Annotated in this window: 14 protein-coding genes; 4 read left to right on the top strand and 10 right to left on the bottom strand. The window is 70.4% G+C overall.

The window, feature by feature from the left end:
* The first annotated feature begins 73 nt into the window (after nt 1-73).
* Nucleotides 74-1216 (top strand): lytic transglycosylase domain-containing protein, encoded by a 1143-nt coding sequence (locus G3T14_RS10625; protein ID WP_163642470.1) that lies wholly within the window; start codon nt 74-76, stop codon nt 1214-1216.
* Complete coding sequence (locus G3T14_RS10620; protein ID WP_163642468.1) at nt 1213-2646, top strand: DUF2336 domain-containing protein; 1434 nt, start codon at nt 1213-1215, stop codon at nt 2644-2646. Before G3T14_RS10625 ends, G3T14_RS10620 begins: the two co-directional genes overlap by 4 nt.
* Nucleotides 2647-2662: 16 nt before the next feature.
* Here the strand turns inward: G3T14_RS10620 and G3T14_RS10615 are convergent, their stop codons facing one another.
* Nucleotides 2663-3433 (bottom strand): NAD kinase, encoded by a 771-nt coding sequence (locus G3T14_RS10615; protein ID WP_163642466.1) that lies wholly within the window; start codon nt 3431-3433, stop codon nt 2663-2665.
* A 129-nt stretch (nt 3434-3562) separates the two neighbouring features.
* Between G3T14_RS10615 and cutA the strand changes: the two genes are divergently transcribed.
* Entirely contained in the window at nt 3563-3910 is a 348-nt protein-coding gene (gene cutA / locus G3T14_RS10610) for a divalent-cation tolerance protein CutA (RefSeq protein ID WP_163642464.1), read from the top strand.
* Here the strand turns inward: cutA and G3T14_RS10605 are convergent.
* The 9 genes from G3T14_RS10605 to croR all read right to left on the bottom strand — a co-directional run bounded on the left by G3T14_RS10605 (nt 3889) and on the right by croR (nt 13195).
* Complete coding sequence (locus tag G3T14_RS10605) at nt 3889-5019, bottom strand: glycosyltransferase family 2 protein (RefSeq protein ID WP_163642532.1); 1131 nt, start codon at nt 5017-5019, stop codon at nt 3889-3891. The two genes, cutA and G3T14_RS10605, sit on opposite strands and share 22 nt — an antisense overlap.
* On the bottom strand, nt 5019-5777 hold the full coding sequence (locus tag G3T14_RS10600) for a lysophospholipid acyltransferase family protein (protein ID WP_163642534.1): 759 nt from the start codon (nt 5775-5777) through the stop codon (nt 5019-5021). Before G3T14_RS10600 ends, G3T14_RS10605 begins: the two co-directional genes overlap by 1 nt.
* Before the next feature lie 128 nt (nt 5778-5905).
* Nucleotides 5906-7432, bottom strand: coding sequence for a phytoene desaturase family protein (crtI, locus tag G3T14_RS10595; RefSeq protein ID WP_163642462.1), 1527 nt, complete (start codon nt 7430-7432; stop codon nt 5906-5908).
* A 112-nt stretch (nt 7433-7544) separates the two neighbouring features.
* Entirely contained in the window at nt 7545-8747 is a 1203-nt protein-coding gene (locus G3T14_RS10590; protein ID WP_163642460.1) for an ABC transporter permease, read from the bottom strand.
* Nucleotides 8744-9748 carry an ABC transporter ATP-binding protein gene (locus G3T14_RS10585; RefSeq protein WP_163642458.1) on the bottom strand — a complete coding sequence of 335 codons (1005 nt, stop codon included), beginning with the start codon at nt 9746-9748 and terminating at the stop codon, nt 8744-8746. The genes G3T14_RS10590 and G3T14_RS10585 overlap by 4 nt, the downstream gene beginning before the upstream one ends.
* An 11-nt stretch (nt 9749-9759) precedes the next feature.
* The gene (locus tag G3T14_RS10580; RefSeq protein ID WP_348645255.1) at nt 9760-10152 is read right to left on the bottom strand and encodes a DUF2141 domain-containing protein; all 393 of its coding nucleotides are present in this window, start codon (nt 10150-10152) and stop codon (nt 9760-9762) included.
* Nucleotides 10153-10199: 47 nt separating this feature from the next.
* Nucleotides 10200-11780, bottom strand: a complete 1581-nt coding sequence (gene crtI / locus G3T14_RS10575; RefSeq protein ID WP_163642454.1) for a phytoene desaturase family protein — start codon at nt 11778-11780, stop codon at nt 10200-10202.
* A gap of 129 nt (nt 11781-11909) precedes the next feature.
* Nucleotides 11910-12707, bottom strand: coding sequence for an RNA methyltransferase (locus tag G3T14_RS10570; protein ID WP_163642452.1), 798 nt, complete (start codon nt 12705-12707; stop codon nt 11910-11912).
* 8 nt (nt 12708-12715) lie between these two features.
* Nucleotides 12716-13195: a 3-hydroxybutyryl-CoA dehydratase gene (gene croR, locus G3T14_RS10565; protein ID WP_163642450.1), complete on the bottom strand. Its 480-nt coding sequence runs from the start codon at nt 13193-13195 to the stop codon at nt 12716-12718.
* Nucleotides 13196-13541: 346 nt separating this feature from the next.
* Here croR and G3T14_RS10560 point away from each other — a divergent pair, with 346 nt between their 5' ends.
* Nucleotides 13542-14162 carry a cation transporter gene (locus G3T14_RS10560; protein WP_163642448.1) on the top strand — a complete coding sequence of 207 codons (621 nt, stop codon included), beginning with the start codon at nt 13542-13544 and terminating at the stop codon, nt 14160-14162.
* Nucleotides 14163-14172: the final 10 nt, after the last annotated feature.

Below are 14172 nucleotides of genomic sequence, written 5' to 3'. Positions count from 1 at the left end.
CAAGCTTCCTTTACCATACCGGAACAAAGTCCTCCGCGAGGCGGCGCCAGGGTCCGTCTCCAGCCGGACAGCCATGTTCCTGTTCACCACGCCCCCCGCCACCACCCGCGAGACCGGCACCGGCCGGGACGTGGGGACGCGCGGAGCGACGACCGGGTCGGGCCGGGCGGGCGCGTCCGCCGGTGTCGTGGATGCGATCCGCGACGGGGCGCAGAGTTCGGGCTCGGGCTTCGATTACCTGCTCGCCACGGCGCAGCGCGAATCCGCCCTCGACCCGTCTGCCAAGGCTGGCACCTCCTCGGCCACGGGCCTGTTCCAGTTCATCGAGCAGACCTGGCTCGGCACCATGAAGAACGCGGGCCCGAAGCTCGGGCTCTCGACCTATGCCGACGCCATCACGACGCGGTCCGACGGCACCTATGCGGTGGACGATCAGGCCGCCCGCCAGACCATCCTCGACCTGCGGCGCGATCCCAAGATCGCCGCGACCATGGCCGGCGCCCTCACCGAGCGGAATCGCGAATCCCTCACCACCGCGCTGGGCCGCGAGCCGACCGGGGGTGACCTCTACGCCGCGCATGTCCTCGGCGCCCGCGGGGCGTCCGCCCTGATCAACACCGCACAGGCGAGCCCGGCACGGGCCGCAGCCCTCGACATGCCGGAGGCCGCCGCCGCCAACCGGGGCCTGTTCTACGACAAGGCCGGACGGCCGCGTGGCGCCGCCGAACTCTACGCGCTGCTGGCGACGAGCCGATCGGGCGGCGCGCAGGCGACGGCGGTCCAGGCCGGGGCGGGCACCCCCGTCCTGACCGAGGCACCGACGGCCTATACAGCCCTCGACGGCGGCGGCCTGCGCTCGATGTTCCAGACCGACCGGCGCCAGGGCGCCGTGTCGTCGGGTGTCGCCAAGCTTTGGCAGGGCCGGGCCGCGACCGATTCGGCGCGCAGCGCACCGACCTACTTCCCGCGCTCCGACGACACCGGCAGCGCATCGGCACAGGCCGTCACCGAGCCCGCTTCGATCTCGGTCCCCCCGGCCTCCGCCTCTCAAGCCTCGACCTACCAAGCCTCGACCTACCAAGCATCCGCTTCGGCCGCCCTCCTCGGAGCGCCGCTGCCGCCGCGCCGTCCGGCGGAATTCGGCGCCGCGGGACGCGCGTCCCAGGCAAGTGCCCCCCTCGATCTCTCTCTCTTCACGACCCGGAGCGGCTTATGATCATCCGCCAGTTCCTCGCCTGGATGCAGCACGGTTCCACCGCCCGCCGGGCGGAGGCCGCCGGTGCCCTGGTCCGGGCCTACCTCTATGGCGGATTGGCGTCCGACACGGCGCGGGAGGCGGAGGTGGCGATCCTCGCTCTCCTCGACGATCCGTCGAACCTGGTCCGCAAGGCGCTGGCCGAGGCCTGTGCCGGGTGTGCCACGGCGCCCCGGCCCCTGATCGTCGCCCTCGCCGGCGACCAATCCGAGATCGCCTGCGTGGTCCTGGCGCGCTCGCCAGTACTCAGCGATGCCGACCTCGTCGACGGGATCGCCATCGGCTGCGCGGCCACCCGCCGGGCGATCGCTGGGCGCGTGGATCTCTCTCACGCGGTCGCGGGTGCCATGGCGGAGATCGCCGAGGCGTCGGCGCTGGCCGTGCTCGTCCGCAACCGCAGCGCCCGGATCACCACCGGTAGCCTGCTGCGGATGGTCGAGCGCCACGGATCGGATGCGGGCTTGCGCGAAGCCGTGCTGGCCCGGCCCGAGCTGCCTTTGGAGGTGCGTCAGGCAGTGACCACGCGTCTCGCCGACGTGCTCTCGGCCTTCGCGGTGTCCTCGGGCTGGCTCACGCCGGTGCGCAGTGCCCGCGCGAGCCGTGAGGCGCAGGAGCGCACCACGTTGGCCTTCAGCGCAGGGGCACACCCCGTCGACCTCGCCCGCCTCGTGGTCCACCTCAAGGCCCAGGGCCAGTTGACCGCCGGCCTGCTGCTGCGGGCGATCCTGTCGGGCCACATGGCTTTCGCAGAAGCCGCCCTATCGAACCTCTCGCGCCTCTCGCCCGAGCGCGTCGCCGGCCTGATGCTCGAAAGCTCGGCCGCCTTCGCTGCACTCCATCGCAAGGCCGGACTACCGCCGGCCCTGCTGCCGGCCTTCACCGCTGCGCTCTCGGCGTGGCGGGAAGCGGGCCGGGGCACCATCGCCGCCTTCGGTGCCGGCCTGTCGCGCCTGATGATCGAGCGGGCGCTCACCGCCTGCGAGGGCATGCCGTTCGCCGAGGCCCAGGGGGTGATGGCGCTGCTGGCGCGCTTCGAGGCCGAGGCCGCCCGCGAGGAGGCCCGCCTCGTCGCCCGCGACCTCGTGGAGGATGCCGAGCGCGAGGCCGCACAGGCTCTAGCAAGCGAGATTCTCGACGCCGAATGGCGCGAGGCCCAGCGTCAGGTCGCGCATCAGCCCGAGGCGGAGCTCATCGTGGTGGCCGTCGAAACGGTCAGGACCGACCCGGTGGGCCTCATCCTCGATGCGCTGCCCGATGCGATCCTGGCGGAGTTCCGCGGCGAGCAGGAGCGGGTCCGCGAGATCACGGTGTCGGTAGTGCTGGATTCGATCCCCGAAGCCCTCGTGGCGAGCTACCGCGAGGACCGCGAGCGGATGCGGCTCGCTGCCTGACCGCGCCTGCCGTTCGTCAGCCGAACTGCTCGCGCAGGATACGCTCGTCGAGGCTGTGGCCAGGATCGTGGAGCAGGACGAGATTGGTGGCCCGGTCGAGCCAGGTCTCCACGGTGGCCACCCGCCGGAACTCGGTGTGGTCGGCCACTGCCGCCACGGGACGGTGTTCGGCGTCGAGCACCTCGATCAGGATGCGGGCATAATCCGGCAACAGGGCACCGTGCCACCGGCGCGGGCGGAAGGCCGAGATCGGGGTCAGCGCCAGGAGCCGCGCGTTGAGCGGCAGGATCGGGCCGCCCACCGAGAGGTTGTAGGCGGTGGAGCCGGCTGGCGTGGCGGCGAGTACGCCGTCGGCGATGAGTTCGGGAAGGCGGACATGGCCATCCACCGAGATCCGCAGCTTGGCGGTCTGGTGGGTCTGGCGCAGCATGTAGACCTCGTTGAGAGCCCGCGCCTGATGACGCCGGCCCTCGGTGTCCACCGCTTCCATCATCAGGGGATGGATCAGGCTGCGCTTGGTGCTCTCCAGGCGCTCGATCAGCCCGTCCTCGCGGAACTCGTTCATCAAGAAACCGACGGTGCCGCGGTTCATCCCGTAGATCGGCGTGCCGGCATGCATGAAGCGGTGCAGCGCCTGAAGCATCAGGCCGTCGCCGCCGAGGGCCACCACCACGTCGGCCTCGTCGGGCGGCACGTGGTCGTAGCGCCGCATCAGAGTGTCGGCGGCCTGACGCGCATCGGGCGTCGGGCTGGCGATGAAGGCGATCCGCTGGAAACGCCGCGTCATGGGCTCACACGCGTCATGGACTCTCATCCGCCTCGTTGACGCGAAGCCTGCACTTCGCATCTCACATCAGGGCCGCGCCGGAACGCCCGTGCCGGTCGAGCGGCAGAGCCTCGTAGGGAGTTCCATAGCATGGAGCGTCCACTTCTCGTCTACACCACCTTCCCCGACGCCGAGGTCGCTCTCGCGGTGGGCGAGGCGCTGGTGCGCCTGCGACTGGCGGCCTGCGTCAACGTGCTACCCGGCATGGCCTCGGTCTACGCCTGGAAGGGCCATGTGGAGCGGGCCGACGAGGTCGTGGCGCTCATCAAGACCCGCGAGAGCCTGGCCGACGCGGTCAACGCGGCCCTGAAGCGGCGCCATCCCTACGAGACGCCGATCATCCTGCATCTGCCGGTGGCCGGGGCCGATCCGGACACCGTGGCCTGGATCCTCTCCGAGACAGCAACCCAGGAGCCTCAAGCGCCGCCGAGCGGATAGCTGCGGCCCTTCCAGACCGCAGCGCCCGCGTGCCGGGGACGCAGGAGCACGTTCCACTGGATCGCCAGCGCCACCAGGACGGCGAGGGGATGCAGCGGGATGGTCGCTGCCGGCTCCTGGGTCACCAACGTGATCGCGGTCCGGGTGCCGAGCGAGGCGACGAGCGCGGCGGCGGCCAGGAACGTGGCGCCCGCCGAGCCGAAGCCGCAGAGGGCGAAGCCGAGGAGCAGCACCGGCAGGACGTGGCCACCGAACAGCAGAAGCGTCCAGACGGGGAGGGCGCGCGGTGTCGCCATGCCCTCATGGGCGTTCTTCGAGAAGCCGGCCCAGGCCTGGTCGAAATCGGCGTACATCCGGCAGGTCGCGAGCGCATGGCCGGCCACGAGATCGGTGGAATGGCCCGCTTCGCGCAAGCGCCGCGGCAGGAACACGCCGTCGTGGATGCTGGCCCGGATGGCGCCGTGCCCGCCGATCTCGGCATAGACGGCGCGGTCGATCAGGACGAGCTGGCCGCAGGCTGCGCCGAGCGCGGGCCGGAGCGACCCGCGCATCATCGCCATCGGCAGGTATCCGCAGAACAGGAAATTGATCATCGGCACGGTGAGGGATTCGCCGAGCGAGACGATGATCTGACGCGGTACGCCGCTGACGAGGGCGGCACCGGTCCGGCCCGCATGCGCCGCCAGGGACGCGGCGGCGGCGGGGGCCAGCGTCACGTCGGCGTCGATGAACAGGAGGTGGTCGCCCTGAGCCCGCGCGGCGAGAACGGCGCAGGCGTGGTTCTTGCCGGTCCAGCCCTCGGGCAAGGGCGGGATCGGGACAAGGACGACGCGGCTATCGTCCAAGGCCAGCGCGCCGACGATCGCAGCGGTGGCATCGGTGGAATGGTCGTCGCCGATAAGCACCTCCAGCGCGACGCCGAGGCTCGCCAAGGCAGCGCGGACGGTCCCCTCGATGGCGGCGGCCTCGTTGCGGGCCGGGATCAGGATCGAGACGCGCGGGACGGCACTCGGTTCCGGTTCCGGCGTGCGCAGGGCGGTGAGGTTTGCCCAAGCGAGTACCGCCGGCAGCAGCGCGAGGGCGAACGCCAGGAGCGCGAGGGCAAACATCACGGGGACTCATCTCCGGGGGCGGGCTCGGCGCGGTGCGACGGGTCGAAGCGCCGGCCGGCCAGTCCCGACCGCAGGCGGCGCCACGCGTCATAGATCCCGCCGACGCCTTTTGCACCTGAGGTCAGTACCGTGAAACGCGCGGCGTCACGCGCGACGACGTCGGCGCTCAAGCGGTCGAGGGTCGCGGTGAGGTCGGCCTCGAGCCGCGCCAGCCGTTCCGGCCGGGGCAGGGCGAGGAGGTCGATCCCGCGAATCGGGGCGCCGAAGGCGGCGAAGGCCTCGGCGCCGCGCTCGTCCCAAAAGGCGTATTCGAGGGCGAGCGGCACGAACAGGGCTTCGGGGGCGATCTCGGCCAGACGCGCCACGCCGGCCCGGAGGGCGAGCGGGCGCTGGCGGACATCGGCGAAACGCCCCTGCGCCGTGATCCACATCATGTGGCCGGGCCGCAGGATGCCACGCGACGCCTTCAGGAACTGGGCCGCGCCACGGGCCGATTCGAGATCGACCGGAAAGGCGCCGATGCGGGAAAACACGCCGTAGCGCTCCAGCATCTTCGCGTCGAAGGGGGCATGGCTGTCATGGTCCGGGTAGAGTCGCCCGGCGAGCAGGATCACGACGGCAGCGTCCCACCAAGCAGGGTGGTTGAGATAGACCACGATGGGCCCCGGCGCTTGCGTACCCGGCGGCAGGCCCCAGCGGGCCAACCGCAGGGCATCGAGGTGGCGTCTCAGGAAGCGATCGAAATACGCCACCATGAAGCGCCAGACGAGCGCGGAACGGGCCGGAGGGCTCACGGCCGTCGTATCCTTCACTGTGCGCACGGATCAGCAGGGAAACCGAGGGTGTGCGCTCGGGCCGCCTGCGTCAACCGCATCGAGCGCGGTCAGGCGCTCGCCCGCACGTCGCCGCGCGCATCGCCGTCATGGGCGTCCGCCGCGATCCAGCCGGACATCATCACCATCGGCATGCCGGGGCCGGGATGCGCCGCGCCGCCCGCGAGGTAGAGGCCGCGCACCTGCCGCGAGCGGTTGCCCGGCTTGAACGCCCCCATGAACTTGCCATGCGAGGCGAGGCCGTAGATCGCGCCGTTGAGCACCTTGTAGCGCTCGTGGATGTCCTGCGGCGTCAGATGGCGCTCGACCACGATGCGCTCTTCGAGGTCGGGCATGTGGGCGGTGCGCTTGAGCTTGTCGAGGATCACCTGCCGATAGGCCGGAAACATCTTCGACCAGTCGTGATGCGGGCGCAGATACGGCGTGTGGACGAGGACGTAGAGCGCCTCGCCGCCTTCCGGGGCCACCGACGGATCGGTGGAGGAGGGCGCAGCGAGATAGGCGGTTGGGTCCGGGGCCGGCTCGCCCTTGCGGTAGATCCAGTCGAATTCCTCCTCCGGGTTCTTGGAGAAGACGAAGTCGTGGTGGTTCAGGTGATCGTAGCGCTTGTTCAGGCCGAGATAGAGCACCACGCCGGAGCAGGCCGGTTCGAAGCTCTTCTTCTCGTAAGCCTTGCCGACATCGCCCCCGACGAGTTCGCGGTAGGTGCGCACCGAATCCATGTTGGAGATGACCGCATCGAACGGGGTGATCCCCGCGGCCGTCTTCACGCCCTTGATCGCGCCGTTCTCGATGGCGAGCCCCGTGACCTCGTCTCCTGGCCTGAGGGTCGCGCCGAGCTCGGTGGCGAGCTTGGCCAGCGCCTCGGCCACGGCGCGGGTGCCGCCCATCGGGTACCACACGCCCTCGGCCGTCTGCATGTGGGCGATGGCGCACAGCACGGCGGGGGCGCCGTAGGGCGACGAGCCGACATATTGCACGAAGTGGTCGAGCATCTGGGCGAGGCGCTCGTCCTTCACCTTCGAGCGGATGGTGCCGGCCACTGACGTGCCCATGCGCAGCGAGAGCACGTCGCGCAGGGTCCCAGGATTCATGTTGGCGCGAATGTTGATCGTGTCGAACAGGTCCTCCACCGGCTTCCAGAAGAAGAACTTGTTGGAGACTTCGTGCAGGTGCTCAGAGATTTCGAGGAATTTCTTGTAGCCCTCGCCCGCGCCGGTGCCCGGCGCGAACCGGTCCATGTCGGCGGCCATACGGCCGACATCGGCCATCAGGTCGATCTGGGTGTCGTCGTCGAAGAAGCAGCGCCATTGCGGGTCGAGGCGGCGCAGGTCGAGGTAGTCGCGAATGTCGCGCCCGGCCTCCTGGAAGATTCGCTCGAGGACCTTGGGCACCGTGAGGATCGTCGGTCCCATGTCGAACCGGAAGCCGCCTTCGTGCAGCACCGCGGCCTTGCCACCGAGCCAATCGTTCTTGTCGTAGAGCGTCACCGTGTGGCCGCGCGCGGCGCTCACACAGGCTGCCGCGAGGCCACCCAACCCCGCACCGACGACGGCGACCGATGAACCGACCCGCATCTTAGTATCACTCCCCGGAATGGAGACACGCCCACTCTCTTCCGGTGAAGCTAGACCGGATGGACTGGGGGTCAACGCGTTAACCGGTCGCGGCGTGTTTCATTCGCAGCGATTATACCACGCGACGCGACACAAGCCCTACCGCAAGCGCGAGTCCAGCCGCCGCCACCGCGCCGATCACCCCCCAGGCCGGCAGTGCCGCGGCCCATCCTTCCGCCAGCGCGCTCTGATAAGCCTCGATCGCCCAGGCATTGGGGGTGAGCCAGCCGGCCTCCTGCAGCCAGGGCGGCATCAGGAAGCGGGGCACCATGCTGCCGCCCACAGCCGAGAGCAGGAGCACGCCGAAGGTCGAGGCGAGATGCGCCTGCTGGCGGGTGGCCGAGGCCGCGCAGGCCGCGAGCGCCAGTCCCGCCGCCATGGCCGAGACCAGAAGCGAGGTGACAATCCAGGCCGCCCAGTGCGGGCGGATGTCGACCCCGTGGAGGAGGGCGGCGGCGGCGAAGATCAGCCCGGCCTGTACCAGCCCCTGTGCCACCAGGAACAGGAACTTGCCCAGCACCACCACGGCGAGCCCCCCGGGCCCGGCCATCAAGCGGTCGGCGAGGCCGGACTGGCGCTCGTCGACCAGGGACATCGCGCCCTGCATGGCGGCGAACAGCAGGAACACCGCGGTGATCGCGCCGGCATAGTAGCTCACCCGGTCGTTGGTGCCGCCGGAAGCGGTGCTCTGCCGCTCCACCAGGGAGGCGAAGGAGAACGGCTCCTTGCGGGCGCGCTGCTCGGCGAAGGCGCTGTTGAGGAAGGTGCGTTCGTCCGGCCCGATCTTGCCGGAGCGCTCCACGTCGGCGACGATCCGGGCGAGCACCACGTCGGGCATGGCCTCGTTGAGGACCCGCTGGAACTGGCCGAGGGCGATCGGGCTCGCCAACGCGCGGGCCGGGTTCTCGATGAGGACCACCGGCTGGTCGGAGCCGCCCGCTACGCCGGCGGGGGCGTCGAGGTCGCCACGCAGCACCAGGGCGACGTCGACGTCGCCGCGGCGCACCGCGCCGGTCGCCTGCTCCACCGAGGTCACGGCCAGGCGGGCGATGCGCAGCGACGGGTCGGCCTCCAGGGCGGTCATCAGCCGCTCCGTCGTCGCCGTATGGGCGAGGTCGACAAGGCCGAGATGGATGCGGATGCGGTCACCGATGGCGCCGGAAAAGATCGCCGCGAAGATCACGAAGATCACCGTGGGCAGCACGAAGGCCATGACCAGGGCCGCGCGGTCGCGCACCAGCCCGATCAGCATCACCCGGAACGCAGCGCTGATCATGGCGCGGCGGCCTCCCGACGTCGGACCCGGACGGGTGCGCGCGCCTCGCCGAGGTTGACGGCATCGCGATAGACCGCCTCCAGCCCCGGGGTGCGAATACGGATTTCGGCCACCGGTACGCCCTGCCCGCGCAGGGCGCCGAGCAGGGCAACGCCATCAAGGCCGGCGGAGGCCGAACGGATCGCCCGCCAGGTCAGGCCGGTATCCACCGGGGCGAAGCCGGCCTCACGCAAGGCGCTTTCGGCCGCCGCATCGGCGGGGGCGCCCAGGGTGATCTCGTGCTCGGGCGCGTCGGCGCGGACCTGGCCGAGGAGATCGGCGAGGCGCCCCTCGCGCACGATCCGCCCCCGCGCCAGCACGGCGACCCGGTCGCACAGGCGTTCGGCTTCCGCAAAATCGTGGGTGGCGACAAGGATCGCCGCCCCCTCCGACCGGAGCCGGCCGAGCACCGCATGGATCGCGGCGCGGGCGTGGAGGTCGACCCCCTGCGTCGGTTCGTCGAGGAGGACGAGGCGCGGCCGCGCCATCAGGCTCGCGGCGATGTTGACCCGGCGCTGGTAGCCACCGGACAGGAGCCCGACCGGACGCCGGGCGACGTCGCCGATCTCGGCGAGGTCGAGGGCCATGCGCACCGCCGCGGCCCGGCCGCCGCGGCCGATCCCGGCGAGTTGGGCGAAGACCGAGAGGTTCTCGGCCACGCTCAGGCGCGGATACAGGGCGATCTCCTGAGGGACCCAGCCGATGGCGCGCCGCACGCCGCGCTCGCGAAACGGATCGGCGCCCAGCACCCGCACGGTGCCGGCGCGCGGCGGCAGGCGCCCGGCGACGAGGCGCATCAGCGAGGTCTTGCCGGCCCCGTTCGGCCCGAGCAGCGCCAGGGTCTCACCAGCCACCAAACCGAAATCGACGCCGTCGAGCACGGACTGCCCACGATAGGCGAGGACGGCGCCCCGAACCTCCACCAGGGGGGCCGCGACCGAAAGCTCCGCGCGGACCGGCATGGCGGGCCCGATCAGCGTGGCGGCAGGGCGCGAGTCAGGCGCACCCGCAGGCGGATGCCCGGCTCACGCAGGGCGAAGTGCGCACGGGCGAAATCCGGCCGCACGCCGCGCACAGCCTCACCGGAGAAGCCATAGGGTTCGAGCGGCAGGCCGAGTCCGGTGCGGTCGAGGCGGCCATTGCCGTTCACGTCCTGATAGGCCGCCACCGCGTAGGTGCCCGGCGCCACATCGTCGAAGACGAATCGCTGGCTCGCCGCGCGGGCCGGTGCGTCCTGGCCGATCCGGCACTCGGCCTCCGACAGGCCACCCTGGCACAAGGCGACGTAGACCGAGCCGGGGACCGGCTCGATCCCCTCCACCGTCACGTCCACGCCGGCCGCCGATGCGGCTCCCGCCACCAGCACGCACGCGACTGCCGTGACAGCACCTCGGCACGAGCCCCGCCGGCGCCTCACGACGCCTCGCGCGATGCGGCGAGCGGCGCCGTCGTCGGAATGCCCGCGCTTTCGGCGCCGACGCGGCCGGCGGACAATTCCTCGATGAGCAGGCGGGCGGTGATGCGCGCGCCCTCGTAGATCACCGGCAAGCCGGAGCCCGGATGGGTGCCGCCGCCGACGAGATAGAGCCCCGGCCCGAAACGATTGTGCGGGCGGAAGTAGAGCATCTGCATCAGATCGTGGGCGAGGTTGAAGGTGGCGCCCTCGTGCACGAAGAAATCGTCACGCCACTCGGTCGGGTCGACGATCCGCTCGTAGCGGATGCGCGATTCGATGTCGCCGAGCCCCAGGATCTTCAACCGGTCGAGCACGAGGCGGCGATAGCTCGCGCGGGTGGCCGGCCAGTCGATACCGGCCTTGAGATTGGGCACCGGCACCAGCACGTAGAGGCTGGTCTGGCCGGGAGGCGCCATACCGCCATCGGTGAAGCCCGCGTGCTGGACGTAGAGCGAAGGCTGCATCGGCAGGATGCCGTCGGTGATCTCGCGGATGTTGCGGGCATACTCCTCCGACAGGAGGATGGTGTGATGGCCGAGCCCAGCCGGCATCGGACCGTCGAGCCCGAGATAGAGCATGAAGGTCGAGCAGGAGAGACGCGCCTTTGCGATCTTGGCGTCGCGCCAGCGCGGACGATGCGTCTCCGGCACCAGATCCTTGATGACCTTGGCAAAATCGCCGTTGATGACCACCGCGTCGGCGTGAATCGTTTCGCCGTTGCAGACGACGCCGGTCGCCGCCTTGCCGGTGAACAGCACGCGCTCGACACCCGCACCGAGGCGAATGTCGACGCCCATGCGGCGGGCGAGACCCGCCATCGCCTCCGAGACGGCGCCGCAGCCGCCGACCGGGTGATAGACCCCATGCTCGTATTCGAGGAACGAGAGGATCGTGAACAGGCTCGGGCATCGGAACGGCGACATGCCGAGATATTTGGTCTGGAACGCGAAGGCGAGGCGGACCCGCGGATCCTTAAAATAGCGCTGCAGATCCTTGTCGACGCTGCGGCCCGGATGGAGATGGGGCAGGGCGGCGAGCATCGCCGGCGACGCCATCGCCCGCAGGGTGTGGAAGGCCTGCTCCAGCACCGGCTTGAAGAACTTCAGCTTCACCCGGTTGTCGGCAAAGAACGTCCTGACGTTCTTGGCGTCCTCAGGCGCGATACGGGCGACTTCGGCCTCGAGCCGGTCCATGTCGTTGGTGGCGCGAATCTCGCCGCCGGCCTCGAAGACCAGATGGTATTGCGGGTCGAGCCGCTCGAGTTTGACGTGGTCCTCGAGCTTCTCGCCGCAGGTCTCGAAAATGTCGGCAAGAATCTGTGGATAGAGGAAGAACGTCGGGCCGATGTCGAATCGGTAGCCGCCTGGGGCCTCGACGGTCTTGGTGCGGCCGCCCACTGCCGGATCTTTCTCCAGCAGGGTGACGTGAACACCCGCCCGCGCCAGCAGGAGCGCGGTCGCGAGGCCGCCGGGACCGGCGCCGACGATGATGACCCGGCGTCCGGACAGGGTCCGCAAGCCGTCCCGTGACTGCAACAACGCGTGCAACTCCTACTCGACCCCAGCCCAGGGCGGAGCTTGCCCCTCCCATGGACGCCTGTCGACCGACCGGCTCGCGTAATCTTGACCGTAGGTGGCAGCGCGGCAATTGGCACGGATTGTCGCGTGTCAGCGCACTGCGAGATGATGAAGCGCGATGGCGCCGGCCGTGGCGACGTTGAGGGAATCGAAATCGGGCGCCATCGGGATACGCACCGTCCGGGTGCGGGCCATCAGGCCATCGGGCAGCCCCGGCCCCTCGGAGCCGAGCAACAGGAGCGCGCGGGGCAGGGGCGGAAGCGCAGACAGCGTCTCGCGGCCAGCGGGGCTGAGGGCCAGGACCACGAGGTCGTGGCGCTCGGCCCAGGCCACCAGCGCCAGCCCGTCGGGCAGGCGGGCGAACGGCACCGTCAGCGCCGCACCGGCCGAGACCCGGATCGCCTTGCGGTACAGCGGATCGCAGGTGGCGGCGTCAAGGAGGATGCCGGCGGCCCCGAAGGCGGCGGCATTGCGGAACAAGCCGCCGACGTTGTCGTGGTTGGTCAAGCCGACGAGCCCCACCACGAGGGCAGGGGCCGGAGAGGGCGGAAGCGTCAGGTCGGGTTCCCGTCCGCGCAGGCCCACCGCCAGAACGCCGCGATGGATCGGGAATCCGGCGATCGCGCTCATCACCGCCTTCGATGCCGCGTAGACCGGCGGTGGATCCGGAGAGGCCGCGATGGCGGCGCCGAGCGTCACCGCGCGCTCAGGTGAGAGCAGGATCGATTCGAGGGAAAACCGGGCGCGCGCCGAGAGCATGACCCGCAAGGTCACATCGCCCTCGACGATGAAGCGGCGCTCCCGCCCGATCAGGTCGCGCTCGCGCATCGCCGTGTAGGGCGCGATGCGCGGATCGTGCGGGTCCGCGATCGGGATGATCTCGGCCAAGGGCAGCGTCAGGCGCTGGCGGGCCGGCCGCCCATGCGGATCGCGAGCGGATCGGCCTCGGCCTTGGTCGGCACCTTCACCAGGGCCTCGCCATCGAGGACGATCTCGCCGGCCACCGAGCAGGTGCACTTGAGCCGAGCGCGCCGACGCTCGGGCACGAGTTCGGCAACCTCCACCGTCACCTGGACGGTATCGCCGATGCGCACCGGCGCACGGAAGTTCAGGGTCTGGCTGATGTAGATGGCGCCGGGGCCGGGCAGGCGGGTGCCGAGCACCGCCGAGATCAGGCCGGCCGTGTAGAGGCCATGGGCGATGCGGGTACCGAAGGGGGTGCGGGCCGCGAAGTGCTCGGAGAGATGGATCGGATTGCGATCACCAGTGATCTCGGCGAAGCCCACCACGTCGGAGGAAGAAATCTCCTTGTTGAGGGTCTCGGACAATCCGACTTCGAGGTCCTCGAAATACAGGACGCGCAGTTCGGGCATCATCGGCAGTCTCTCCCGGTCTTGTCGGGCCGGTCCGTCCGACCGTCCCACAACTACGCCAGTCTTCGTGTGGCAGCCCCACCGCGTCGCATAGCCGCTCGCCCAAATCCAGTATCGCGCGGCAAAATCCCATGGCGATCGCGTGAAGCCTCCGAAGCTGCGTCATGACGCGAAGGGCACCCTCCGGAGTGGTATTTTCGGGACCAGTAGTCCGAGAGGCGTGGCGCGGAGCGGAAGCCCGCAGCAAACCCGGATGCCAGACCCATTGCTCTCGACAGCGGACCCGCTGCCGCGCCATGACGCCCTGGCCCGCATGCGGAATTCCGACCCACTTGTGTTCTGACCTCTCATGTCCCCACCCCTAGAGTCTTCCCCCACAGCGACCCCGGCTGGCCTGCGCACGGTGGTCGCCCGCGTCGCGGCGCTGAATCTCGCCTATTTCGGGGTCGAGATCGTCGTTGCGCTGGCAATCGGCTCGATCGCGCTGCTGGCCGACAGCCTCGATTTCCTGGAAGACGCGGCGGTCAACCTGCTGATCTTCGCCGGGATCGGCTGGAGCATGCGCAACCGGGCGCGCCTCGGCATGGCGCTCGCCGGCATCCTGCTGCTGCCGGCGCTGGCCACCGCCTTCGCCGTCTGGCAGAAATTTTCGGACATGGCGCCGCCGGCCGCACTCCCGCTGACCCTGACGGGGCTCGGGGCGCTCGCCGTCAATCTCGCCTGCGCGACGATACTGGCGCGCCATCGCGCCGGCGGCGGCAGCCTGACACGCGCGGCCTACCTCTCGGCCCGCAACGACGCCTTCGCCAACCTCGCCATCATCGCGGCCGGCCTCCTCACGGTGCTGACGCTTTCGCCCTGGCCCGATCTGATCGTGGCCGTCGGCATCGCGATCCTCAACGCGGATTCGGCCGTGGAAATCCTGACGGCGGCCCGCGCCGAGTGGCGCGCGGCCAAGGTGGCATCGTAGAACACCGCGC

The organism is Methylobacterium sp. BTF04, assembly GCF_010692745.1.
GTDB lineage: Bacteria > Pseudomonadota > Alphaproteobacteria > Rhizobiales > Beijerinckiaceae > Methylobacterium.
This window is presented reverse-complemented; position numbering and strand designations above follow the sequence as displayed.

What these genes read in the sequence shown, in the direction of transcription:
- G3T14_RS10615 (WP_163642466.1), bottom strand. Translation starts at nt 3,433, where the DNA reads ATGACGCGGCGTTTCCAGCGGATCGCCTTCATCGCCAGCCCGACGCCC.
- cutA (WP_163642464.1), top strand. Translation starts at nt 3,563, where the DNA reads ATGGAGCGTCCACTTCTCGTCTACACCACCTTCCCCGACGCCGAGGTC.
- G3T14_RS10590 (WP_163642460.1), bottom strand. Translation starts at nt 8,747, where the DNA reads ATGATCAGCGCTGCGTTCCGGGTGATGCTGATCGGGCTGGTGCGCGAC.
- G3T14_RS10620 (WP_163642468.1), top strand. Translation starts at nt 1,213, where the DNA reads ATGATCATCCGCCAGTTCCTCGCCTGGATGCAGCACGGTTCCACCGCC.
- G3T14_RS10600 (WP_163642534.1), bottom strand. Translation starts at nt 5,777, where the DNA reads ATGGTGGCGTATTTCGATCGCTTCCTGAGACGCCACCTCGATGCCCTG.
- G3T14_RS10625 (WP_163642470.1), top strand. Translation starts at nt 74, where the DNA reads ATGTTCCTGTTCACCACGCCCCCCGCCACCACCCGCGAGACCGGCACC.
- G3T14_RS10605 (WP_163642532.1), bottom strand. Translation starts at nt 5,019, where the DNA reads ATGTTTGCCCTCGCGCTCCTGGCGTTCGCCCTCGCGCTGCTGCCGGCG.
- crtI (WP_163642462.1), bottom strand. Translation starts at nt 7,432, where the DNA reads ATGCGGGTCGGTTCATCGGTCGCCGTCGTCGGTGCGGGGTTGGGTGGC.
- G3T14_RS10585 (WP_163642458.1), bottom strand. Translation starts at nt 9,748, where the DNA reads ATGCCGGTCCGCGCGGAGCTTTCGGTCGCGGCCCCCCTGGTGGAGGTT.
- croR (WP_163642450.1), bottom strand. Translation starts at nt 13,195, where the DNA reads ATGATGCCCGAACTGCGCGTCCTGTATTTCGAGGACCTCGAAGTCGGA.
- G3T14_RS10560 (WP_163642448.1), top strand. Translation starts at nt 13,542, where the DNA reads ATGTCCCCACCCCTAGAGTCTTCCCCCACAGCGACCCCGGCTGGCCTG.